General features: G+C 50.4%; 19 protein-coding genes and 2 pseudogenes. 6 read left to right on the top strand and 15 right to left on the bottom strand.

Annotated features, from left to right (window positions below):
• The 8 genes and pseudogenes from LZ634_RS15100 to pcoA form a co-directional block, all read right to left on the bottom strand.
• Positions 1–133: pseudogene (locus LZ634_RS15100) on the bottom strand (transposase); the annotation flags it as partial.
• A gap of 96 nt (positions 134–229) precedes the next feature.
• On the bottom strand, positions 230–664 hold the full coding sequence (pcoE, locus tag LZ634_RS15095) for a copper resistance system metallochaperone PcoE (RefSeq protein ID WP_038633679.1): 435 nt from the start codon (positions 662–664) through the stop codon (positions 230–232).
• Positions 665–879: 215 nt separating this feature from the next.
• A complete protein-coding gene (pcoS, locus tag LZ634_RS15090; protein WP_234506736.1) occupies positions 880–2280 on the bottom strand; it encodes a copper resistance membrane spanning protein PcoS in 1401 nt (466 codons plus the stop codon).
• The gene (gene pcoR, locus LZ634_RS15085; RefSeq protein ID WP_001188930.1) at positions 2277–2957 is read right to left on the bottom strand and encodes a copper response regulator transcription factor PcoR; all 681 of its coding nucleotides are present in this window, start codon (positions 2955–2957) and stop codon (positions 2277–2279) included. Before pcoR ends, pcoS begins: the two co-directional genes overlap by 4 nt.
• A gap of 54 nt (positions 2958–3011) precedes the next feature.
• Complete coding sequence (gene pcoD, locus LZ634_RS15080) at positions 3012–3890, bottom strand: copper resistance inner membrane protein PcoD (protein WP_229692861.1); 879 nt, start codon at positions 3888–3890, stop codon at positions 3012–3014.
• 55 nt (positions 3891–3945) lie between these two features.
• Positions 3946–4326, bottom strand: a complete 381-nt coding sequence (gene pcoC, locus LZ634_RS15075; protein WP_000025662.1) for a copper resistance system metallochaperone PcoC — start codon at positions 4324–4326, stop codon at positions 3946–3948.
• A 39-nt stretch (positions 4327–4365) separates the two neighbouring features.
• On the bottom strand, positions 4366–5256 hold the full coding sequence (gene pcoB, locus LZ634_RS15070; protein WP_171861965.1) for a copper resistance outer membrane transporter PcoB: 891 nt from the start codon (positions 5254–5256) through the stop codon (positions 4366–4368).
• A 5-nt stretch (positions 5257–5261) separates the two neighbouring features.
• On the bottom strand, positions 5262–7079 hold the full coding sequence (pcoA, locus tag LZ634_RS15065; protein WP_049002685.1) for a multicopper oxidase PcoA: 1818 nt from the start codon (positions 7077–7079) through the stop codon (positions 5262–5264).
• Between the two features lie 234 nt (positions 7080–7313).
• On the opposite strand from pcoA, the gene LZ634_RS15060 reads away from it, so the two are divergent.
• Together LZ634_RS15060 and LZ634_RS15055 are read left to right on the top strand one after the other, a co-directional pair.
• The gene (locus tag LZ634_RS15060) at positions 7314–7763 is read left to right on the top strand and encodes a copper resistance protein (RefSeq protein ID WP_001023257.1); all 450 of its coding nucleotides are present in this window, start codon (positions 7314–7316) and stop codon (positions 7761–7763) included.
• A 288-nt stretch (positions 7764–8051) separates the two neighbouring features.
• The gene (locus tag LZ634_RS15055) at positions 8052–8789 is read left to right on the top strand and encodes a peptidoglycan DD-metalloendopeptidase family protein (RefSeq protein ID WP_000287501.1); all 738 of its coding nucleotides are present in this window, start codon (positions 8052–8054) and stop codon (positions 8787–8789) included.
• Positions 8790–8822: 33 nt separating this feature from the next.
• On the opposite strand, the gene LZ634_RS15050 is transcribed toward LZ634_RS15055, so the two are convergent.
• The 7 genes from LZ634_RS15050 to silC form a co-directional block, all read right to left on the bottom strand.
• A complete protein-coding gene (locus LZ634_RS15050) occupies positions 8823–9020 on the bottom strand; it encodes a DUF2933 domain-containing protein (protein WP_000843494.1) in 198 nt (65 codons plus the stop codon).
• A gap of 40 nt (positions 9021–9060) precedes the next feature.
• Complete coding sequence (gene silP / locus LZ634_RS15045; protein WP_038633697.1) at positions 9061–11514, bottom strand: Ag(+)-translocating P-type ATPase SilP; 2454 nt, start codon at positions 11512–11514, stop codon at positions 9061–9063.
• A 126-nt stretch (positions 11515–11640) separates the two neighbouring features.
• Complete coding sequence (locus LZ634_RS15040; RefSeq protein ID WP_000758228.1) at positions 11641–12081, bottom strand: DUF411 domain-containing protein; 441 nt, start codon at positions 12079–12081, stop codon at positions 11641–11643.
• 86 nt (positions 12082–12167) lie between these two features.
• Positions 12168–15314: a Cu(+)/Ag(+) efflux RND transporter permease subunit SilA gene (gene silA, locus LZ634_RS15035; protein ID WP_032620969.1), complete on the bottom strand. Its 3147-nt coding sequence runs from the start codon at positions 15312–15314 to the stop codon at positions 12168–12170.
• Between the two features lie 10 nt (positions 15315–15324).
• A complete protein-coding gene (silB, locus tag LZ634_RS15030) occupies positions 15325–16617 on the bottom strand; it encodes a Cu(+)/Ag(+) efflux RND transporter periplasmic adaptor subunit SilB (RefSeq protein WP_000157620.1) in 1293 nt (430 codons plus the stop codon).
• Positions 16618–16730: 113 nt separating this feature from the next.
• On the bottom strand, positions 16731–17084 hold the full coding sequence (gene cusF / locus LZ634_RS15025; RefSeq protein ID WP_008786772.1) for a cation efflux system protein CusF: 354 nt from the start codon (positions 17082–17084) through the stop codon (positions 16731–16733).
• Between the two features lie 28 nt (positions 17085–17112).
• Positions 17113–18498: a Cu(+)/Ag(+) efflux RND transporter outer membrane channel SilC gene (gene silC, locus LZ634_RS15020; RefSeq protein WP_038633711.1), complete on the bottom strand. Its 1386-nt coding sequence runs from the start codon at positions 18496–18498 to the stop codon at positions 17113–17115.
• Positions 18499–18687: 189 nt separating this feature from the next.
• Here silC and silR point away from each other — a divergent pair, with 189 nt between their 5' ends.
• The 4 genes and pseudogenes from silR to LZ634_RS15000 all read left to right on the top strand — a co-directional run bounded on the left by silR (position 18688) and on the right by LZ634_RS15000 (position 23176).
• Positions 18688–19368: a copper/silver response regulator transcription factor SilR gene (gene silR, locus LZ634_RS15015; protein WP_038633715.1), complete on the top strand. Its 681-nt coding sequence runs from the start codon at positions 18688–18690 to the stop codon at positions 19366–19368.
• Positions 19361–20836, top strand: coding sequence for a copper/silver sensor histidine kinase SilS (silS, locus tag LZ634_RS15010; RefSeq protein WP_032433718.1), 1476 nt, complete (start codon positions 19361–19363; stop codon positions 20834–20836). Before silR ends, silS begins: the two co-directional genes overlap by 8 nt.
• Before the next feature lie 250 nt (positions 20837–21086).
• Positions 21087–21518 (top strand): silver-binding protein SilE, encoded by a 432-nt coding sequence (gene silE / locus LZ634_RS15005; RefSeq protein WP_000790483.1) that lies wholly within the window; start codon positions 21087–21089, stop codon positions 21516–21518.
• 537 nt (positions 21519–22055) lie between these two features.
• A pseudogene (locus tag LZ634_RS15000) lies at positions 22056–23176 on the top strand (IS3-like element ISSen4 family transposase).
• Positions 23177–23185 lie beyond the last annotated feature (9 nt).

Below are 23185 nucleotides of genomic sequence, written 5' to 3'. Positions count from 1 at the left end.
ATAAGTTGGAGTCATTACCGTCAGTTCCTTTTGGAAAATACTGTCTGAGTAATCTGTTTGTATTTTCATTTGAGCCGCGTTGCCAGGGAGATTGAGGATCGCAGAAGTAAACCTGAATATCTGTGGCTACGGTCGTGGGGGCAGTCCAATGGGAAAAAAACGCTCCCGGACGGGAGCATAAGCCAGTGACTTCGGCGTCAAATGAGGGTCTAACAAGTGGAGCTGCGGGTTAATTCTGGGTGATCTGGCTGCGATGCTTTTCAGCCTGCTGCTGATGAATAACGGAAGATTGACCATTATTCGCCTTCTCATGCATAACAGCGGCTTTCTCATGCTCGTTCATTTCGGAAAATGATTTTGCTGTTTCGTTAGAAGCTGCTGGCTTGGATTTCATCATTTTTTTATGCATTTCAGCCATGTCCTGATGGGCAGCAGAATTGCCGTTTTGCATCATTTCATGGGACATTGCGGCCTGATCGTGACCGCTCATATCCATCATTTTCATGCTCTCCCCCTGAACTGCACTTTTTTCAGCGGATGATTGCATCTGATGGGCAGGCGCCTGGGCATTATTTACCTGGTCATGCATGTTCATTGTCTCTGCAGCCCAGGCAGATGAAGCGACAGCCATCATGGCAATAAAGGATACAAGGATCTTTTTCATGGTTGGGTCTCCGGTGTTTTCATACCCGAACAATCAATGCTTATAACAGAGAAAGCATTTGATCTCAGGGCTGGTTGATCATCACGCCAGGAACCGGGCGATTGAATTATCACGCTGTCCTGATTTATGGCTGATTATAAAAAACCGACTCTGTTTATCGCGTGACTGAACGATGACATTTTTGTCACCTTCCGGGTTTCTCCTGAATAACGGTATTAATCCATTAACAGACGCACACTGAACACAATTTCCCGCCCCTGCTGTTCTGCTGACAGCTCGCCGCCGTGAGCATGAATGATCGACCTTGTAATTGATAATCCCAGCCCCGCGCCTTCCGTGTTGTAGAACCTTGATGAGTCTGCGCGATAGAACCGGTCAAACAAACGTTCCAGATTAGCGGGAACCTGGCCGGACATCGTATTCGTAATCATCACGTTCACACAGTCACTGTCACGCTCAAGGTGTATCGCTGTACAGGTGTTATCGGGAGAATACTTGATTGCATTGGAAAGCAGGTTACTGAAAGCACGTCGGAGCATATCGCTGTCTCCGGTAACAACGCCCTCTCCTTCAACCGTGATTGTCTTTCCTGTTTCGTCTGCCAGGGGCTCGAACAACTCACGTAATTCATTCAGTTCGGCTGCCAGATCCACATCATGTTTATCCAGCCGCAGCAGACCATGCTCTGAACGTGCCAGAAAAAGCATGTCACTGGTCATTCGTGACAACCTTTTCAGTTCTTCCAGGTTAGCGAATAAAATTTCGCGGTAATGCGAAACATCCCTTTCCTTAGCCAGTGCAAACTGCGTCTGCATCATCAGATTACTGACTGGTGTGCGCAGCTCATGCGCGATGTCAGACGAGAAATCTGACAGTTTCCGGAATGCCCCCTCCAGGCGATCAAACATATTATTGAACTCCTGCATGGTCTCAGAGATTTCCGGCGGAGCCAGATCGGGATTTAGACGCTGATCCAGGCTGTGTACAGTCATGGAGGAAGCCAGACTGGTCATTTCCCGTAACGGTTTCAGACCAATACGTGTGGTCAGCCAGCCCAGAAAAACAGAAATAAAGACCAGACCGATATTGAACCAGAACAGCCAGGTACTGAGTTTGTCCATAAACAGGGTGTGATACCCAGTATCCGTGGCAACCGTAATGATGACATGTTTGCTTTTACCCTGTTCCGGCGTCACGGCAACCCGCCGCGAGATACTGCGGTACACGGTGTTATTTTCTTCCGTCTGGATCATATAGTCGAGAATATCACCCGACTTATTAAGCAGGACCGCTGGAACAACAGAATTTTTGGCATAGAGTTCAACAATTTTTTCATTTTCCATGTTTTTTATAGAAATGAATAAACCATTGTGCCCTACCATCGCATCGTTTATTTTTTCTGATAATGACTTAATATCCGTTTTGTTCCGGAACGTCTCTGTTTTAAGAAACTCTTCGGTGAGCTGAAGTTTACCTGTCAGAAAATCGCGGTCCTGATTATCGAAATAGCCATTAAGGGTGCTAATCAGGATAAAACTTAATAACCACCATACCGTAAGCATCACCGCAGAAAAAATCAGGCTCAGGCGTGTGGTCAGGGAAATTTTGAACCTCACTCTTCTCTGATCTCCAGGACATATCCGGCACCGCGAACGGTATGGATCAGTTTTGGCTCAAAGTCATCATCAATTTTACTTCTCAGACGTCTCACGGCAACATCAATCACATTCGTATCACTGTCAAAATTCATGTTCCAGACCAGGGACGAGATAAGACTCCTGGGTAACACTTCTCCGGTGCGTTGCAGCAGCAACTCAAGCAGAACGTATTCTTTACCGGTGAGATGGATCTTCTTCCCCGAACGGATCACGGTCCGGCGCACCATATCAACGGTCATATCGGCGATGGTGCAGACTGTTGCGGCCTGCGAGCGTGCCCGGCGCAGCAGGGTTCTTACACGTGCAACCAGCTCCGTAAAATCAAAGGGCTTAATCAGGTAGTCATCTGCGCCAAGCTCCAGTCCTTTCACTTTGTCCCGCACGTTGTCCTTTGCGGTTAAAAACAGGACCGGTTCTTCGTGCCCGGACTCCCTCAGTGCGCTGATGATTTGCCACCCGTCGAGGAAAGGCAGCATCACGTCCAGTATTATCAAATCATACTGTCCCTTCGACGCGGCCCCGAGACCATCGCGGCCATTATTAAAGAGATCGGCCTGATAGCCTTCCTCAACCAGTCCCTGCTGCAGGTAACGACCTGTTTTTTGTTCGTCTTCAACGATTAAAATACGCTGCATGGTCAACTCGCTGATATGAAAGTAAAAATCTCACGCATGAGCTTTGGCTGTCCCCTAGCTGACCTGAGACGGAGCAAGCATTCCGAGCCACGCTACGGCGCCCAGAATGATAATCGCAACAACGAATTCTGTCAGGATGCTGTTTCGCATCAGGGCAACGCTGCGATCATAATTCCCTTCCCTGACCATAACTTCAAGCCGGGGACCCAGGTGAAACCGGTTTGCTGCAGCCAGAAGAAGCATCAGAACAAACAGAGCCGTCTTGGCAAGCAATATCCTCCCCCAGGAACTGTTGAATAAGGGAGTTAAGTTACCCTCAGCAATATACAGATAGTTGACCAGCGCACTCAGGATCAGGGCTACAACAATCACCGTTCCTGCCGTGGCAAATTTTGCCAGGGAGTCAGATATCACAATGACGCTCTGTGCATTATGCTCGTTTCTGCGCATCAGCAGGATAGCAAATGCAACCAGAGCACCTGTCCAGGCACCTGCAGCGCCGAGATGGGTCAGATCGCTCAGTAAATGGAGATAGTAATGCAGACCGTCATGCATAACGGCGTGTCCTCCCCAGGCAAGTGTAGCCAGCGCCACGCCCCCACTCATCGTCATCAGCAGGCAGGACAATACTCTCTTATTAGTGTAAAGGAACAAAGCACCGAGTGTGGTAAACAGGGCACAGAGCCTGACAATCCAGCTAATACCCACATCAGTTTCTTCTATCACCATCTCGATAACATGGATGGATAATTCTCTGAGGTCAGTTACTCCACTCATGGCATTAGATACCAGGAGCATATTAATGCCAGTAAGAATGATGCCTGTAACAACAGCAAAGGTTATAAACGACCTGAAATTAGTCAGGTTATAGGTTTCATGTCTGACACCGCTTATTCCATATATCTGAAAAAATGGCAATCCAAATATTACCATCAAATCCAGATAAAGAAGAAAACGAATAACAATCATAATCAGGTCGTTCATAATATTACTTCACTGTAAAGGTGTAATTACCGGTAATAGGGTGCGTATCTGAAGAAACCGCGCGCCAGTCAACACGATAAGTGCCAGCGGGTAAAGGCTCTCGCGGAATAATGACCATCGATTTAGGGTCAGCGCCTGGCGCCACTTTTGCCGCGACCGGCATCGGAGAATGTGATGACATGCCTTTCATACCCGTCATCGTTAATTTTGCACCTGAGAATTTCACGGTCAGATTTTCCGAGAAATTAAGCTGAATCTTTTCCGGGGCCGCTACGGCTGAATCTGCCTGTGGCACAGAGCTTTTTAATTCCGGATGGGCCATAGCAGAGAAAGCAACGCCCATAACGAGGCCACCTGTAAGAATGGCTTTATTTAAAATCGACATTTTATTTACCTGTTTAGTTGAGTGTTTTATATCAGTGCGTTAAAACCAGATTCTGGCTCCCGCCAGGAATACTACCTGATGGTCTTTCTCACCTTCTCTTTTCGCCATATCGGATGTTTTCCCGTAAAGTTGATTCCAGGAAACGCCTATATAGGGTGCAAACTCACGGCGTATTTCATAGCGCAGCCGGAGCCCCAGCTCTGTGTCAGTCAGTCCCCTGCCGCGACCCCGCGATTCATCATCCTGACTGTAGAAATTCACCTCATAGGATGGCTGGAGTATGAGCCGGTTAGTCAGTAAAACGTCGTATTCTCCTCCCAGACGAAGGGCTGCTTTTCCGCCATTACTGACAAAACCCGTAATTTCAGACTCAAAATTATAGAGTGCCAGCCCCTGAAAACCGACAGCAGCCCAGGTCCGGGCAGAAGCAGGTCTGAAATCCTGCCTGACACCCGCAACCAAATCCCACCATGGGCCAACCGCATGTCCCCAGAGTAACTGCGCTTCAGCCGCCTCCGTTTCCCCATTGCTTCGTTCACCTTCACTCTTTAGCCAAATCCGATCTGTGTCGCCTCCAATCCAGCTGTTAACACTCCAGCTGAAATTGTTGGTGTTATCCGACCGTTGCCATTCCAGTTGATCCAGCAGAACCAGATAATTAATCGCACTGTCGTGAATCGCATGCCCCTGTAAATTGCCGAATGCAGCCTTCCGGTCGGCATCGGTAACAGGCGGAATTGGCGTTCTGCTCTCAGTTACAATGGGCTCCATTGACGTCATCTCAGTGAAATTCTCATCTGCTGGCATCTGCATGGCAGACATGTCGTGCCCGGCGTGGGGATCTGCAGAGACGGAGCCCGCCGCAATAGAAAGCTGTGAGGTAAAGAAACCGGCGACCAGAACAGGTATGGCCTTCAAATTTCTCTTCATTCGCATCATTCCTCCACCCGGACTTCACGAAACATTCCCATTTCCATGTGATAGAGCAAATGGCAGTGATACGCCCAGCGGCCAAGCGCATCTGCTGTCACTCTGTAACTGCGTTTTGTACCAGGGGGAACATCTATTGTGTGTTTACGAACCATGAAATTACCGTTTTCATCTTCCAGATCGCTCCACATACCATGCAGGTGAATGGGGTGAGTCATCATGGTATCGTTGATCAGCGTGATCCTGAGCCGCTCACCGTATTTCAGCAGCACCGGTGCGGCATCTGAAAACTTGATTCCGTTAAATGACCAGGCAAACTTTTCCATGTGGCCGGTTAAATGCAGTTCTATGGTACGGCCAGGTTCACGTCCGTCAGGATCCTCAAAGCGGCTTTTCAAATCCGCGTACGTGAGAACCTTTCTTCCGTTATTTCGAAGACCAATACCCGGATCATTTAATTTCGGAGAGACGCTCATCGCCTGCATATCAACCAGTGGGTTATCCGTTTCTGACGCAGGATGACTTTGCATACCCGGCATTCCGGCCATCCGGGAATGATCCATACCGGCCATGCTGCTGTGATCCATGGGCGCGGAGGATGTCCCGCTATCCGGAAGGTCAGCACCGTCCATAGACATCATCTCTCCGCTGTTATCCATGCCTCCCATCTGGCTGTGGTCCATTCCTGCCATATCATGTCCCATTCCCCCCATACCCATATCTTCCATGGTCAACAGAGAACGGGGATCGAGGGGGGGAACGGCAGCACTTAACCCCTCTCTCGTGGCCAGTGTCCCTCGAGCGTAACCGGTCCTGTCCATGGATTGTGCGAAGATGGTATAGGCCTCACCCTGAGGCTCCACAATGACATCATAGGTTTCGGCAACGGCAATCCTGAATTCGTCAACGGTAACCGGGTTTACATACTGGCCATCTGCAGCCACGACCGTCATTTTCAGCCCGGGGATACGGATATCGAAATAGGTCATTGCCGAGCCGTTGATAAACCGTAAGCGTATCTTTTCACCGGGACGGAACAGTCCGGTCCAGTTTTTCAGCGGGGCCTGCCCGTTCATGAGATAGGTGTAGGTGTAGCCACTGACATCCGCGAGGTCAGTCGGATTCATTTTCATTTCAGCCCACATTTTCCGATCGGCAATGGTGGCTGACAGCCCCCTGGTATTCACGTCGCGGAAAAAAGAGCCAACGGTTGGTTTATTGAAATTGTAGTAATCCGACTGTTTTTTTAATTTTTTCAGCAGGCTGTGAGGATTTTCATCGGTCCAGTCAGACAACATGACCACATGCTCACGATCGTAAGCAAACGGTTCTGGCTCCCTGGCATCGATGATAATGGCACCGTATACCCCCTCCTGTTCCTGCAGACCGGAATGGCTGTGGTACCAGTAAGTCCCGTTCTGCTTAACCTTAAAGGTGTAAACGTAGGTATCATCAGGCTCTATGCCCATAAAACTCAGCCCCGGAACACCATCCATATTGGCCGGAAGAATAATGCCGTGCCAGTGAATGGACGTCTGTTCATTAAGACGGTTTTTGACCTTCAGGGTAATGGTGTCACCTTCTTTCCAGCGAAGAACGGGCCCCGGCAGGCCTCCATTGATTGTTTTGGCCTGACGCTCACTGCCCGTGATATTGACGGCCGTTTCACCAATGGTCAGGTCAAACTGAGTACCCTGCAGGGATGCGGCAACTGGCAGGCTCAGACTGGAACGCGCATTGAAACTCCATACGCCAAGACTTCCGGCTACGCCAGAGAGGGTTAACCCCTTCAGGAAAGTTCGTCGAGACGTTTTCAACAGCATGCGCATTCCCTTATTTAAAGTATGGTTACTGACAGAATTCGAGAACCGATTTAAATTAAATTACTGGTTCATCCACTTACAATGAAATGAATCTAGCACACCTTAAGAAACAAATTCATTACAATCGTGTAATGTACATAGCTGTATTACATTTACGTCATCTTCCCCACAGGTTGATTATTTTTATATATGATCATAAGGACATCTTTTATGTACCTCAGAAGGTAATTACACATGAATATATTAATCACGACCACTGCGTTTACAGCTTTATTTTGTGGGGCAGCTTTTGCTCAGTCCAGTGATATTGCCCATGAAGCACATCGATTTGTTAATAATGCCTCAGCCGTCAGTCATGTGAATTCCTCGACGCATGAAAACTTACCGGACAGGGTTAATAAAAACAACACGCCCTCATTCTCTGAAATGAATGAACATGAAAGGGCCATTGTTGCTCATTCATTTATGAACAACAGCGCGTCCTATGCGCATCAGAAAATGATTGAGGAACATAAAAAAATGCTGTCCGGCAGTGATGCAAATTCAAAGACCTCGTCTTCTTCTTTTAACGAACTGAATGCCGGAGAAAAAGCCGCTCTCGTGCATGAGCAGGTCAATAATGCCGGTGCGGAAGCACATCAGACGCAGGCAAGAAAGCTTCGCGGGCTGTATTCGACCAGGTAACTGCAGGCGGGTTAGTGCTTAGCGTCAGGTGCGCAGCAGGGCTTTACTGACGGGTTACGTAGCAGGACATGAGCCCCATATTGCTCTGCCGTAACCTGTTTCAGTCCCGTTAATCATCACCGTCGGGCTGGTCATACAGTTCCCAGAGCTTCAGGAGCAAACGGGAAACAAGATATGTTACAAAAATGACGACCATCAACGGTGCTCCCGATTAACTGACAGATGACACGCCTCCTGAAAACCCCTAGCATACGCCGCAGTGTTCATGCTAACGGCGAATTCCAGTAAATGTATTCTACCGATGTCGTAAAAGAAAATGCCTACCTTTCAGCCACCCGCTCGGGGCTGGAATCGAACGAGATCGCTACTCTTCAGCGCTCCTTGCCTTCCCGGTTTAATCTGCGGCATTTGAAAAAAAATGAATCATTAAAACTCGTACTGCAAAAGAAAGCGGGAAAATCACGTGTCGTGGCCTATAAATTTACGTCCGGTTCATTTAATTACACGGCGTATCGTATATCAGATAAAAAGTTCTATAACCTTTCCGATACTTCCGGGAAAGGCAGTCTCGATTATCCGTTACCGGCCACAGCAAGACTCAGTTCGCCTTTCAATCCTGCAAGACTTAACCCGGTATCGGGAAAAGTGAGTCCCCATAATGGCATTGATTATTCCATGCCCATGAACACGAAAATAGTCAGCGTCATCGACGGAAAAATCACCCGGGCCGAATACAACAGTACCATGGGATATTTTGTTGAAGTAACGGGAAAAGCCGGTGTTAAAACTCGCTATCTCCACCTCAATAAAATACTCGTTACTAAAGGGGCCAGGGTTACACGGGGAGGTGCTATTGCGTTATCCGGTAACAGCGGACGTTCATCCGGTCCTCATCTGCATTACGAGCTGGTCATCAATAACAACCCTGTTAACTCTCTGGCGTTCCGGGCAGCGGCACCCGCTGATAACAAACTCGAACAGCATGCCTTTGCGCATGCCAGAGACTACGAACGATACCTGGACTGATAACGGGACCGCGACGCGGCCCCGTCTGCCGGATTAATTTTTTTTATCGTTTTCACTTCCGTGATGTTGATGATCTCCATGCCCTCCGTGGCCGTGGAAAAGATGCATTAGCGGGCAGACCAGCAATAACAGATATGGCCAGTAACCTGCCACATGTGACCAGTGTTCGCGCAGGAGGGCAAATGCCGCGATCGCGGCGACAGCAATAAGCGCATAGGTGGTACTTTTCATACTGGACTCCTTCTGTTCGTAACTGACCCTTCACTCAGTGTTATTTCCCGAGCCTGACACTTTTCAGACGCAACGCATTCACAATGACGCTGACGGAGGAAAGAGCCATGGCCGCCGCCGCAATAACTGGCGACAGCAGTATTCCATACACAGGATAAAGCAGACCTGCAGCCACAGGCACGCCAAGTGCGTTGTAGATAAATGCAAAAAACAGATTCTGACGGATATTTTTCATGGTGATCTCTGACAGATGACGGGCCCTGTTCAGTATCATCAAGTCGCCTTTGAGAAGGGTGACTCCGGCACTTTCAATTGCCACATCTGTACCCGTTCCCATGGCTATACCCACGTCAGCCGCTGCCAGCGCCGGGGCATCATTCACACCGTCTCCGGCCATCGCAACCACATGGCCAGACTCTTTCAGTCGGGTTATCACTGCTTTTTTGCCATCCGGCAGAATTCCGGCTTCAACCTCATCTATTCCCAGTTTCCGTGCGACTGCTTCAGCAGTAAGCTGGTTATCCCCGGTGAGCATAACAATGCGGATCCCCGCCTGACGCAAAGCTTTAAGCGCATCCGGCGTGGTTGTTTTCACGGGATCCGAGATAGCTATCAGGCCTGCAAGGTCCCCGTCTGTGGCCACATAGATAACGGTAGCGCCTTCCATCCGCAACGTATCCGCAACGGCCTTTTGATTATCAATAACGATACTGTTTTCCTGCATAGCCAGTTCATTACCAATAACAACCCGTTGACCTTCGACATCGCCTGAGACACCTTTACCCGACGGTGCATCGAAATGAGTGACTGCGGGTATTGCGATCCCCTTTTCCTGTGCTGCTTTAACTACTGCCATACCCAGCGGATGCTGCGAGCCTTTTTCCACTGCGGCTGTTACACGCAAAAGAGATGTTTCCCCACCCGGATTGAGACTGATAATCCCTGTCACCGTAGGCGAACCTTCCGTGAGCGTGCCTGTTTTGTCGACAACCAGCGTGTCCACTTTTTCAAGACGCTCAAGGGCTTCGGCATTCCTGATTAACACCCCGGCCTGGGCTCCTTTGCCCACCCCCACCATTATCGACATCGGCGTGGCCAGCCCCAGCGCGCAGGGACAGGCAATAATCAGGACCGACACAGCCGCAATGAGACCGTGCGCCATCCTGGGCTCGGGCCCCCAGACAGACCAGATCACGAAAGCAACAACCGCGATAAGTATCACCAGAGGAACAAACCAGCCTGAAACGCTGTCAGCCATTCTCTGGATGGGGGCACGCGAACGCTGTGCATCAGCGACCATCTGAACAATTCGTGAGAGCATTGTTTCATCACCGACTTTCTCTGCACGGATGATGAGACTCCCTGTCTGATTAATGGTCCCCCCGATGACAGGGTCACCCTCCGTTTTGGTAACCGGCATAGATTCCCCGGTCACCATCGATTCATCAACGGTTGTTTTGCCTTCGATCACAATACCGTCGACCGGAATACTCTCTCCTGGTCTGATGCGGAGCTTATCGCCAGGCAGAACATCTTCCGCATTAATATCCGTTTCATGACCGTCATGATCCAGCCGCCTGGCGGTTTTGGGGGCAAGATTCAGTAGTGCAGTAATGGCACCTGAGGTTTGTTCCCGTGCCCGCAGCTCAAGAACCTGTCCCAGCAGAACAAGCACCGTAATAACTGCTGCGGCTTCAAAATAAACGGCCACCAGGCCATCCATGTTTCTGAACGATGCAGGAAACCAGGAGGGGAAGACGGTTGCAATGACGCTGTACACCCAGGCTACGCCGGTGCCCATTGCAACAAGGGTAAACATATTCAGGGAGCGGTTACGTAACGACATTCCGGCCCGGGCGAAGAATGGCCAGCCACACCACAACACGACAGGAGAGGCCAGAAGCAGCTGCAGCCATGTGTTGTGCTGTGGCGGTACTGTATTCCTCAAGGCGGGAAACAGATGAGATCCCATTTCGAGTACCAGAACCGGAAACGCCAGCAACAACCCCAGCCAGAAGCGTCTTGTCATGTCGCGAAGTTCATCACTTGGCCCCGTGGATGCCGTAGCTACGAGCGGCTCCAGTGCCATTCCACAGACAGGACAGCTTCCGGGACCACTGCGGCGTATCTCCGGGTGCATCGGACATGTCCACACACCTTCAGAATTCTCTTTCTCCGCCTGGTGGTGAGGCTGTTTTATCTGATCAGGGCTGACTTCGTGATGATCGTGGTGATGGTGATGGTGATGGGAATGTTCACTGGCATCTTCGGTAAGATAACGATCGGGATGGGCTTTAAATTTACTCTCACAGCTGGCGGAGCAGAAATAAAGTTGATGGTCCTGGTATCGAATGCTGCTGTGCGCCCTGTCGGGCAGGATGTCCATCCCGCACACGGGATCTCTCACCTTATGCAATACGTGGCCCTCGTCCGGGGATAATGTCTGCTCAGAAGCAGTCTGGTTGTTGTGTTGCACTGCATTGTCATTTTTCACAGTAACTCTCCTTATGCATACCGAAGCATCTTCTGTCTTCAGGGTATGTCATGGATGCGATTACCACGAATGCCGCCGGCATAAGAGTGCCTGCTGCCGGCGTCCCGTTATCAGCCGTTCCGCTGACTATTCGATTCGCTGGAAGACTTTTTTACTTCCATCCGGTGAGAATGCGATAACATCGTAAGCCTCTTTTCGGGCTCCCATCTCCATTCCAGGACTTCCTGCTGGCATACCGGGGGTGGCGAGACCGTATATACCTGAACCAGACTGCATTGCCTTATGTATCGTTGTCGCAGGCACATGGCCTTCAATGATCAAATTACCGGCAACCGCGGTATGACAACTTCGCAGTCCTGCAGGAATAGCATGCTTTTCTTTCAGGGCTGACAGCGCCTGATCATTCATGACGTGAGTTCGTACTTCAAACCCGTCTTTTTCCATCGCCTTGCCCCACAGGGAACAACAGCCACAGTTTTCAGATTTGTACATATCAATCACTTTTTCACTCGCCATCGCGGGCAGTGAAAGGCCGAGAGCCAGCGCCATCAGAACCACTTTTTTCATACTCACCTCTGTATATTATCGATTTAAACCCTGACGTCAGGGTGAATCAGTAAAGAAGGACACCCACAGGGGGTGCCCTTTCAGGTTCAGGACACGCTTTTTTTATGTCTGCGCAGCCAGATTAATTTGTAGGCGGCAGGAATAATGAACAGGGACAGCAGCGGAGCCGTGATCATCCCACCAATCATGGGTGCCGCGATACGGCTCATGACTTCTGAACCTGCACCGGTTCCCCAGAGTATTGGCAGCAGACCCGCAATGATCACCGCCACGGTCATGGCTTTCGGCCGGACACGCAGTACGGCACCATGATAGAGGGCTTCATCAAGGCCTTCCGGTGTGAACGTCTCTTTACGGGACAATTCCGGGTGCGCTTCAATGGCATGACGCAGATACATCAGCATGACCACGCCAAACTCTGCTGCCACCCCGGCCAGAGCGATAAACCCCGTTCCGGTTGCGACAGACATATGGAAGCCCTGCCAGTACAGGAACCATATCCCGCCAACCAGGGCGAACGGCAGGCTCATCAGGATCAGCAGGGCTTCATCAACCCGGCGGAATGCCAGATACAACAGGATGAAGATGATCATCACCGTCATCGGCACCATCAGCTTCAGTTTCTTGTTGGCATGCTCAAGCAGTTCAAACTGTCCGGAGAATGACACGCTGGTACCCGGTCTCAGTTTCACTTTCTGACTGATCGCCGTTTTAATGTCATTAACCACCGACACCATATCCCTGCCGCGCGCGTCAATGTAAATCCAGCTGGCTGGACGGGCATTTTCCGTTTTCAGCATAGTCGGCCCGGAAACGACCTTAATATCCGCAACATCGCCCAGCGTGATCTGCTGCTTCATCGGGGTCAGGATCGGCATCTGTTTCAGGGCCTGCGGGCTGTTCCGGTAATCCTGCGGATAGCGGATATTAATCGGGTACCGGGCCACGCCTTCAACCGTCTCACCCACCATAGCCCCACCGATGGCTGATGAGATGAACAGCTGCACATCGCCCACCGTCATTCCGTAGCGGGAGGCTTTTTCCCGGTTGATATCCACATCAATGTAGCGCCCGCCTTCCAGTCGCTCTGCGAGAGCAGACACTACGCCGGGTACGGTTTTGGCGACCGCTTCGATACTCTGCGCCGTTGCATCGATATCGGACAGAACCGTTCCGGACACCTTGATACCTATCGGGCTTTTGATCCCGGTTGAGAGCATATCAATACGGTTACGGATTGGCGGCACCCAGAGGTTTGCCAGCCCCGGTAAACGGACGGTCCTGTCGAGTTCTTCAATAATCTTGTCAATCGTCATGCCTGGACGCCACTGATCCTCAGGTTTGAGCTGGATCGTGGTTTCAACCATTTCGAGCGGTGCGGAATCCGTGGCGGTCTCTGCTTTACCGGTCTTGCCAAATACAGAGGCCACTTCAGGAACGCTTTTGATTAACTTGTCCGTCGTCTGCAGGAGCGCTGCAGCTTCAGCCGGAGAGACACCCGGCAGGGTCGACGGCATATACAACAGGTCGCCCTCGTTAATCTTCGGCAGAAACTCACCGCCCACCTGGCTCAGCGGCCAGATAACGGTGAAAATGGACAAGGCCGCAACCAGCAGGGTTGTTTTTGGCCAGTGGAGAACCCGCAACAGCAATGGATGATACGCTTTGATCAGTACCCGGTTCAGGGGGTTACTGGTCTCTGCAGGAATTTTCCCCCGGATCCAGAATCCCATCAGAATCGGAATGACGATGATGGCCAGCGCGGCCGCGCCCGCCATGGAGTACGTTTTCGTGAATGCCAGCGGGCCAAACAGACGTCCTTCCTGACCTTCCAGGGTAAAGATAGGAATAAAGGACAGGGTGATGATCAGCAGGCTGATAAACAGTGCGGGTCCCACTTCAACGGAGGCATCGGTAATCACCTTCCAGCGGGTGGCGTTGTCAATCTGCTCACCAGGATGCTGATGATCCCACTCCTCAAGCCGCTTATGCGCATTCTCAATCATCACAATGGCGGCATCCACCATCGCACCGACGGCAATCGCTATCCCTCCCAGCGACATGATATTGGCGTTCAGTCCCTGGAAGTGCATGACGATAAAGGCGATACACAGACCAAGCGGCAGAGAGATAATCGCCACCAGGGCAGAACGTACGTGCCACAGGAACAGGGCACAGACGATGGCCACCACGATAAACTCTTCCAGAAGTTTGGAACTGAGGTTATCAATCGCCCGGTCGATGAGCTGGCTGCGATCGTAGGTGGTCACGATTTCAACGCCTTCCGGCAGGCTGGCCTTCAGCGTCTCAAGTTTATCCCTCACTGCCGTGATAACGTCGCGTGCATTTTTACCCGACCGCAGGATCACCACGCCGCCAGCGACTTCGCCCTGGCCGTTCAGCTCGGCAATACCACGCCGCATTTCAGGCCCGGTCTGCACGCGGGCAACATCCCGCAGATAAACCGGCACGCCGTTCTCGCCTGTTTTCAGGACGATGTTATTAAAATCATCAATGCTCTGAAGATAACCGCTGGCACGGACCATATACTCAGCTTCGGCCATTTCAACGGATGAGCCACCGGCCTCCTGGTTAGACGATTCAAGGGCCTGTTTCACTTCGGGCAGGCTGATACCATACTGAGACAGTTTTACCGGATTGACCTGAATCTGGTACTGTTTCACCACGCCGCCAACCGAAGCGACCTCAGCCACGTTCGGGATGGTTTTCAGCTCAAATTTCAGGAACCAGTCCTGCAGAGAACGCAGTTCTGAAAGGTCGTGTTTTCCGCTGCGATCGACAAGGGCATATTCAAATATCCAGCCCACCCCCGTGGCGTCCGGACCGATTTCAGAACTCACACCGGCGGGCAGTTTTCCCTGTACCTGGTTCAGGTACTCCAGCACGCGGGAACGGGCCCAGTACAGATCGGTGCCGTCTTCAAAAATGACATACACATACGAATCACCGAACTGTGAAAAACCACGCACGGTTTTTGCGCCAGGCACGGACAGCATGGTGGTGGTAAGTGGATAGGTGACCTGGTTTTCTACAATCTGCGGGGCCTGGCCGGGATAGCTGGTTTTGATAATGACCTGCACATCTGACAGGTCAGGCAAGGCATCGACAGGCGTGTTAATAATCGTCCATGTGCCCCAGATGCTGAGAAACAGGGCCCCCATCATGACCAGGAAACGGTTGGCGACAGAGCGCCGGATAATCCATTCAATCATCGTCGTCTCCTCAGTGCCCTGAATGCATATTTACAGGCTGGTCAGACATTGCTGGCATACTGCTTTCTGTTTTTTCAGGGTGGCGCATACGTTCCAGTGCGCCCGTAATATTGGCTTCAGAGTCAATGAGGAACAGGCCACTGACCACCACGGTATCGCCTTCATTCAGGCCGGAGCCGATGCCGGACTGTTGCTGTGACTCATGCAGAACGTGGATCTGTTTCGGCACAAACTTGCCTTCATCATCAACAGTAATCACGCGCTGTTCTTTGCCGGTATCGATAACGGCCTGGCTTGGTATCAGCAGCATCTCCTGGCTTCTGGTATTCAGTTTCAGATAGGCATTCATGCCCGGCTTGAGAAACTCATCCTTATTAGAAACCTGGAGACGGACCTGAAGCGTACGGGTTGTCTGATCCACGCTGGGAAGAATATTCCATTTTTCGACATGGAATGTTTTATCCGGATAAGCCGGTACCGAAATTTCAAACTGCGACGTATCTTTCAGCAGATAGGCGATAGATTCTGGCACTGCAGCGCTGATCCAGACCGGGTCCATTCCCTGAATCTGAGCCACCACCTTATCTTTCGAAATATTCATGCCGGTGCGCAGGTCAAATGCAGTAATGACACCATCAATAGGTGCTTTAATGGTAAAACGGGTCTGAATGCTCCGGGTAGAACGCAGTCTCTGAATATCCTCTTCCGGCATACCTGCCAGGCGAAGCCGTTCCAGAACGCCTTTAATTTGCGTGGAAGTACCACCGGTGCTGGATAACAGAAGGAATTCACTCTGTGCTTCCACCCAGTCCGGAATGGTAATATCGATAAGTGGCGTCCCCTTCTTCACATGATCGCCAATCGTCATGGGGTAGACTTTTTCGACAAACCCGTCAGAACGCGCCTGCACAATAACAAACTGATACTCGTTATAGCTGACATTAGCCGGGATTGTCTGAGAATAATTCAGCATTCCTCGCGTGACTTTTTGCGTTTTTAATCCCAGATTCTGAACCTGGGTTGGGTCGATACGGATCCCGCCACTGCTTTTATCGCCACTGTCATCAGCATATTTTGGCACCAGGTCCATATCCATAAAGGGCGATTTTCCGGGTTTATCAAATTTGGTATCCGGTTTCATTGGGTCATACCAGAAAAGCACCTTTCGTTCCGGTGCCTTTTGTTCTGTTTTTTCTGTCTTTTGTGCTGAGTTTACATACTGCCAGGCAGTAACCGATATCAGCCCCCCTGCTATGAGGCTGCTGATAATTATTGCAGCATATTTTATCTTTAAAGAAGCCATACAATTTTCCGCTAAAAAATCAAAACACCTGGCATATGCACCTGACGGTTAACTCACACATATACCTATGTGAATGTACAGGCGCACAGGATGTAATCGCTCCGGACAGCCAATCAGGACTGCGTCACGTTAATGCTTTTAAGTAAAGAAATATTACCCTGCTGAATAAACGAGAAATCGACATGGTTGCCGGTTTTCAGGGCATTGATAGCGTCGTCTGCATTAACAAAAGTGAAGCGCATGGTCATTGCAGGCCAGCCCACCGCAGGGATTGCTTCGTGCGAAATGGTGATCTTTTTACTATTTATATCAATTTCTTTAACGACACCGGTGCCCTTGATAACCTGCTGTACCGAAGCATCACTGGCAGTATTCATATCGCCATGCTGATGTGTTTCAGCATGAAGACCGGCAGAAAACATGACAGAGAAGGCACCAAATAAAACGGCTTTAAGTGAATTACGCATTTTAAATTTCCTGATTAATGAAATAAATTTACTCTACCCAACCGCCACCCAGTGCGGTAAACAGATTAATTTCGTTAACCTGCCGGGAATAGGTAAGATCGAGAATGGTTTGCTGCGTAGCGAAGAGAGAACGCTCTGCATCCAGCACTTCAATGTAACTGACAGCACCACTGGAATATAATCCTCTGGCACGCTGGAGAGTTATCTGAAGTGAATCAAGATAACGCTGCTGTGACTCAAGTTGCTGGCTAAGGCTGTCGCGCAGCGCAAGCGTGTCGGAAACATCCTTAAAGGCTGACTGAATTTTTTGTTCGTAATTAACCACCGACTGTTGCTGGCGAATTTCAGCCAGCTTCAGATTGGCTTTATTCCTGCCAGCATTAAATATAGGAATTTCAATTTTAGGGATAAAATTCCACATTCCACTTCCTGACGTAAACAGGCTGGACAGCTCCGTACTGCTTGCGGAAAGACCACTGGTCAGGGTAATTGAGGGGAAAAAGGCCGCTCGCGCTGCGCCAATATTGGCATCAGCCGCTTTCAGCTGATATTCCGCTTCCATAATATCCGGTCGCTGCAGCAAAATTTGTGAAGACAGATTTGGTGGCAATTTTACTGGGGCTATCTCCCCGCCTTTCATCCCTTTTTCTGACGGAAGTGCGCGGTACGTTCCCAGCACCAGTTGCAGGGCATTGTTTGCCTGAGCCAGATCGCCTTCTCGTTTGGCTATTTCGGCGCGGGTACTTTCGATTTGTCCTCGCGCCTGTTCAAGTGCCAGAACGTTCGTACTCCCGGTCACGAGCTGCTGCTCAACGAAAGCATAGGACTGTTGATAATTTTTCAGCGTTTCCCGCGCAATACGAAGTTGTTCGTACGCCAGTTGCTGGCTGAAATAGCTTTGTGAAACGTTGGATACCAGCAGGATGTGTACGGCCCGACGGGCTTCTTCGCTGGCAAAGTAGTTCTGGCGATCAGCATCACTCATGTTCTTAAGTTTGCCGAAAAAATCGAGCTCATAACTGAACTCCAGACCTGCGTCGTACTCCTGTGTGGTCGGCTTGTCACCTTTCAGACCACCGCTGTATGTGATCCCGGATGAGGCATTCAGCTGGGGATAACGATCTGCATCCGTGACGTTGAACTGGGCCCGGGCCTCTTCAACCTTCAGTGCAGCCATTCTCAAATCACGGTTATTAGTCAGGGCTTCAGTAATCAGCCGGGTGACCTGGGGATCGACAAAAAAGTTACGCCAGCCCGTATCCTGATAGCCATTCACCGCTGGCGTCAGGCTGTTACGGGACAGTGAAAACTGCTGGGGTACCGGTGCTGCCGGACGCTGATATTCAGGCGCCAGAGAGACACAACCAGCCAGAATGAAGATTGTGCTGATGCTGAGTAGTTTTAATTTGAACATATTGCTTCTCGTCCAGGCAGACCTGGTAAATGGTTCAAATGAAGTTCAGAGTATTACCAGGGTTACTTTACAGAATGCACTCTGTTTGTCGGGTGACAGAATAATGACAATGTTGTCATTTTTACGGTAATTCGTTGATTACGATCGTGTGCGCAATAGAATGACATTAGCAGCCAGACGGGGAGCAAGATGAAAATATTGATCGTCGAAGACGAAATTAAAACAGGTGAATATCTCAGCAAAGGGCTTACAGAGGCAGGGTTCGTAGTGGATCACGCTGATAATGGTCTTACCGGATATCATCTCGCCATGACAGCCGAGTATGATTTAGTCATTCTGGACATCATGCTGCCTGATGTGAACGGCTGGGATATCATCCGCATGCTGCGCACTGCCGGAAAGGGTATGCCGGTCTTACTACTGACGGCCCTCGGCACGATCGAACACAGGGTCAAAGGACTGGAACTGGGTGCGGACGATTATCTGGTTAAACCCTTTGCGTTTGCCGAACTGCTGGCCCGGGTGAGAACCCTTCTGAGGCGGGGAAACGCGATGATCACGGAAAGCCAGTTTAGGGTGGCTGATCTCTCGATGGATCTCGTATCCAGAAAAGTCAGTCGCGCCGGAAACCGCATTGTGCTCACCAGTAAAGAGTTCAGCCTGCTGGAATTTTTCATTCGCCATCAGGGCGAGGTTCTTCCCCGTTCCCTGATTGCCTCTCAGGTCTGGGACATGAATTTTGACAGCGACACTAACGCGATTGATGTCGCCGTAAAGCGACTCCGCGCTAAAATAGACAACGATTACGGGACAAAGCTGATCCAGACTGTCCGGGGCGTGGGCTATATGCTGGAGGCCCCGGATGCATAGCAAACCTTCCAGGCGCCCTTTCTCACTCGCCCTGCGGCTGACCTTTTTTATCAGCCTGTCCACGATACTGGCTTTTATCGCCTTCACCTGGTTTATGCTGCATTCTGTTGAAAATCATTTTGCCGAGCAGGATGTCAGCGATCTTCAACAAATCAGCACTACCCTGAACCGTATACTGCAGTCCCCGGTGGATCCGGATGAAAAAAAAGTAAGCAAAATAAAGGAGTCGATTGCCAGCTACCGCAACGTTGCCCTTTTGCTCCTCAATCCCAGGGGGGAAGTGCTCTTTAGTTCAGCGCAGGGGGCGGCACTACACCCGGCCGTGAATTCCGCAGATTTTAGCGAGCACAGCCGCGCACGGGATGTCTTTCTCTGGACGGTGGAGGATCCTGCGAGACCGATGGATACCGGGTCTGAAATGAAGATGGAAACATACCGGATTATCGCCTCCTCTGGCCAGGCGATATTTCAGGGCAAACAGCAGAATTATGTCATGCTGACTGGCCTCTCCATTAATTTCCATCTCCATTACCTCGATGCGCTGAAAAAAAATCTGATTGCGATCGCCGTCGTGATAAGCCTGCTGATTGTTCTGATCATTCGCATCGCTGTCCGTCAGGGGCACCTGCCCCTTCGTAATGTCAGCAATGCCATTAAAAACATCACCTCCGAGAATCTTGATGCGCGGCTGGAACCGACACGCGTTCCCATTGAGCTGGAGCAACTGGTTATCTCGTTCAATCATATGATTGGAAAGATTGAGGACGTCTTTACCCGCCAGGCCAATTTCTCTGCCGATATCGCGCATGAGATCAGAACGCCCATCACCAATCTGGTGACGCAGACTGAAATCGCACTGAGTCAGGATCGAACCCAGAAGGAACTTGAGGATGTCCTCTACTCCAGTCTTGAAGAGTATAACCGGATGACCAAAATGGTCAGCGACATGCTGTTTCTGGCACAGGCGGACAATAACCAGCTTATACCTGACAGGGTCCGTTTTGACCTCAGAGCAGAAGTCATGAAAGTCTTCGAGTTTTTCGAAGCCTGGGCCGAAGAACGCAATATCACGCTCAAATTTAACGGGATGCCCTGCCTGGTTGAGGGAGATCCACAAATGTTCAGAAGAGCGATCAATAATCTGTTATCCAATGCCCTGCGTTATACCCCGGAGGGACAGGCCATCACCGTCTCAATAAGAAAGCAGGAGAGCTTTTTTGACCTTGTGATTGAAAATCCAGGGAAACCGATCCCTGAAGAACATTTATCAAGGCTGTTTGACCGTTTTTATCGGGTGGATCCATCCAGACAACGAAAAGGAGAAGGCAGCGGCATCGGCCTTGCGATTGTGAAGTCAATCGTGGAAGCACATCACGGAAGAGTGCAGGTGGAATCAGACGTACGCTCCACGCGTTTTATCTTATCCGTGCCCAGACTGGAGAAAATGATCCCGGAAACCCAATGCTGAAAATAAAGATGTAAATGACAAAGATGTCATTAGCCTGTCATGCAGCAAACAGAAGCCATTCGATATAATTAGTGCAACTTATCAGGAAGGCTGGATTGCTTCATCAATACCCGGCGTCAGAGTACGCCAGGAAATGAATATCCAGCCCTCTTCCGGAGAAATAAACGCTGCCGAACTTGTTTCAGTTATGGAACTGAAAACACCGGTTGTACTTCCCCGGACATCACTAATTCAGAAATGGAGAGTTATCATGAAAAATATCGTATTAGCATCTTTGCTGGGCTTTGGTTTAATTTCATCGGCCTGGGCCACTGAAACCGTGAATATCCATGATCGCGTCAACAATGCACAGGCTCCTGCTCACCAGATGCAGTCTGCTGCGGCTCCTGTCGGGATCCAGGGGACTGCTCCTCGTATGACCGGTATGGACCAGCATGAACAGGCCATTATTGCTCATGAAACCATGACGAACGGCTCGGCGGATGCGCACCAGAAAATGGTGGAAAGTCATCAGAAGATGATGGGAAATAACACGGTATCCACGACCGTCCCGTCAACGTCTTACGCGGCGATGAATGAGCATGAAAGAGCAGCGGTTGCCCATGAATTCATGAATAACGGGCAATCCGGCCCACATCAGGCCATGGCCGAAGCGCACCGCCGCATGATCAATGCAGGCTGAATGCGACGGTAGTATCCGTGCTGTTACCTTTTCCCTGATAGATTTTCCTGAAACAACGTTGCTACATTTTTGCCCCCCGTCAGGGGGCTTTTTTGTCTGACTCAGCTACACTTAACCGGTACCTGTCTGAAAGGAATTATTATAGGGGTCTGACGCTCAGTGGAACGAAAACTCACGTTAAGCGATTGTGGCTGAGAAAAACCAAAGGATCCGGCGAGGATCCTTTGGTGTGCTGACATGACCAGTTTCTTTTGGGATATTTTTTCCCTGCATGAAGTCCTTTATGTCCTGATCATAATGCCATTAAAAATTCTATGCTATGGCTTCGCTATTTTAGACATTCCCTAACAGCTTTGTCTAAATCCGCCACATAAATTGGGGTAGGATGCCCAGATTTCATTTTCCATACAGTATATCCTCCCTTTGTTGCTTTGCCGCGCAGCTCTGTCTGCTTTCCTTCTGTGATTGACCTGCTCCCCGTTGATTAGTACACCCCGATGTTAGTAATGTCTTCATAAGCCACATGAGGACATCCCCATGAAGAAGCGTTTTTCCGACGAACAGATCATCAGTATTCTCCGCGAAGCCGAAGCTGGGGTACCCGCCCGTGAACTCTGCCGCAAGCATGCCATTTCCGATGCCACGTTTTACACCTGGCGTAAGAAGTATGGCGGTATGGAGGTGCCTGAAGTTAAGCGCCTGAAGTCGCTTGAGGAAGAGAACACCAGACTCAAGAAGCTGCTTGCCGAAGCCATGCTGGATAAAGAGGCGCTTCAGGTGGCTCTTGGGCGAAAGTACTGACGACAGACCAGAAGCGGGAAGCCGTGATGTTGATGTGTGATGCGACCGGTCTGTCGCAACGTCGTGCCTGCAGGCTTACAGGTTTATCCCTGTCGACCTGCCGCTATGAGGCTCACCGTCCGGCTGCTGATGCGCATTTATCAGGGCGCATCACTGAGCTGGCACTGGAGCGCAGGCGTTTTGGCTACCGTCGTATTTGGCAGTTGCTGCGCCGTGAAGGGCTTCATGTTAATCATAAGCGCGTGTACCGGCTTTATCACCTCAGTGGCCTGGGCGTAAAACGCAGAAGACGTCGTAAAGGGCTGGCAACAGAACGTCTGCCGCTGCTCCGTCCGGCGGCGCCCAATCTGACCTAGTCGATGGATTTCGTCATGGACGCACTTTCCACCGGTCGCAGGATCAAGTGTCTTACCTGCGTCGATGATTTCACAAAGGAATGCCTGACGGTCACTGTTGCCTGTGGGATTTCAGGCGTTCAGGTCACGCGTATTCTGGACAGCATTGCACTGTTTCGAGGCTATCCGGCGACGATAAGAACTGACCAGGGGCCGGAGTTCACTTGCCGTGCACTGGATCAATGGGCCTTTGAGCATGGTGTTGAGTTGCGCTTAATCCAGCCGGGCAAGCCAACGCAGAACGGATTTATTGAGAGCTTTAACGGACGATTTCGCGATGAATGTTTGAATGAGCACTGGTTCAGCGATATCGTTCATGCCAGGAAAATTATTAATGACTGGCGGCAGGATTATAACGAATGCCGCCCGCACTCCACGCTGAATTATCAGACACCGTCTGAATTTGCAGCGGGCTGGAGAAAGGGTCATTCTGAGAATGAAGATTCCGACGTTACTAACTGAGTGTTGTAT

This window comes from Kluyvera intermedia (assembly GCF_021440345.1).
Lineage (GTDB): Bacteria > Pseudomonadota > Gammaproteobacteria > Enterobacterales > Enterobacteriaceae > Kluyvera > Kluyvera intermedia_A.
The sequence above is the reverse complement of the archived record's forward strand: the minus strand, read 5'-3'. Positions and strand labels throughout refer to the sequence as shown.